The organism is Streptomyces sp. NPDC016845 (assembly GCF_044332585.1).
Lineage (GTDB): Bacteria > Actinomycetota > Actinomycetes > Streptomycetales > Streptomycetaceae > Streptomyces.
Window position 1 is genome coordinate 1 of record NZ_JBIRPI010000072.1, and the last position, 1,620, is coordinate 1,620.

The following is a 1,620-nucleotide window of genomic DNA, read 5'->3' on the forward strand; positions in this document are numbered from 1 at the left end:
TTCTGAGCTTGTTCTTTTACCTCTGGCCTCGAACAGGGCCTCGCACATGAGTACTTACCTGGGCATTCGCCGGACAGGCGGACGGCCCCCGCGTGAGCATGCGTTCCATCACAGAACCGCACTCATACGAAGGCCGCAGAGGTGAGTCTGCTGCAGTACGACGCCCGGGACGAGGCACTCGACTTCACGTCCCACTTTCGGGAGGACTTCTATGCGTGCCTGACCGCACGTGGTGACACGCTGTTCGAGCTCGCGGACGCGCTGCTCTGCGAGAACGGACCGGTGACCTCGCCGGTCGACCTGACACTGCTGGCCGAACACCGGCGCGGGCACGGTGCGATGTACGACGCGCTCAACCAGGGCCGCATCGACGCGGTCCGGCTGCGCAAGACCCTGGCCATGCTGCCGCAGCCCAAGGCCGCCGACGGGCGCCTGGTCCTGGCAGTCGATGTCTCCGCCTGGCTGCGGCCCGATGCGCCGACCAGTTCCGACCGGCTGTTCTGCCACGTCTACGGACGTTCGGGGCGCTCCAGCGACCAGTTCATTCCCGGCTGGCCGTACTCGTTCGTCGCCGCGTTGGAGACGGGCCGCACTTCCTGGTGCCAGTTGCTGGACGCGGTCCGCCTCGGCCCCGACGATGACGTCGCCGAGGTCACCGCGTCCCAGGTCCGCCGCGTCGTGGCCGATCTGATCGCAGGCGGCCAGTGGGAGCCGGGCGATCCGGACATCATGGTCGTCTTCGACGCCGGATACGACGCTCCACGCATGGCCTATCTCCTCGACGGGCTGCCCGTCGAGGTGCTCGGACGGATGCGCTCGGACCGCGTCATGCGCCGTCCGACGCCCTCACTCAAGGAGTACGCCCTTGCCTATCCGCAGGGCGGGCGACCGCCGAAGCACGGCAAGGAGTTCCGCTTCGCCACGCCCGGCACTTGGGGCGATCCGGATGCCGAAACCGTGCAGGTCACCGACCGCTACGGCACGGCGACCGCGATGGCTTGGGACCGCATCCATCCCCGCCTCACCACCCGCTCCGCGTGGATCGACCATGACAGCGAACTCCCGGTCATCGACGGCACGTTGATCCGTCTGAAGGTGGACCACCTGCCCGGCGACCGCGAGCCCCTGCCCTTGTGGCTGTGGTCCTCGAAGACCGGCATGACCAGCGAAGACGTCGACCTGCGCTGGCAGGGATTCCTTCGCCGCTTCGATTTGGAACACACCTTCCGCTTCGAAAAACAGACGCTCGGCTGGACGCGTCCCAGACTCCGTACTCCCGAGGCGGCAGACCGGTGGACGTGGCTCGTCATCGCCGCACACACCCAGCTCCGGCTCACCCGCGAAGCCGCAGCCGACCTCCGCCGCCCCTGGGAGAAACCGGCCGAGCCCGCACGGCTCACTCCGGCCCGGGTCCGGCGTGGGTTCAGGAACATCCGTCCCCACCTGCTCTGTCCGACCCGTGCGCCCAAACCCTCAACGCCTGGCCCAGGACGCCCACTTGGCTCGAAGAACCGGCGCCCCGCCACTCGCTATGACGTGGGCAAAACGACCAGACGACCCGAGAGCATCGCTGAACGTAATCAACTCAAAGCTCACAAACCATAAAAAACAAGCTGAGGC

Annotated in this window: 1 protein-coding gene; it reads left to right on the forward strand. The window is 67.1% G+C overall.

Features of this window, described 5'->3' with window-relative positions; genetic code table 11:
- Nucleotides 1-141 precede the first annotated feature (141 nt).
- Nucleotides 142-1,605: an NF041680 family putative transposase gene (locus ACH4RC_RS42460; protein ID WP_398210507.1), complete on the forward strand. Its 1,464-nt coding sequence runs from the start codon at nucleotides 142-144 to the stop codon at nucleotides 1,603-1,605.
- Nucleotides 1,606-1,620: the final 15 nt, after the last annotated feature.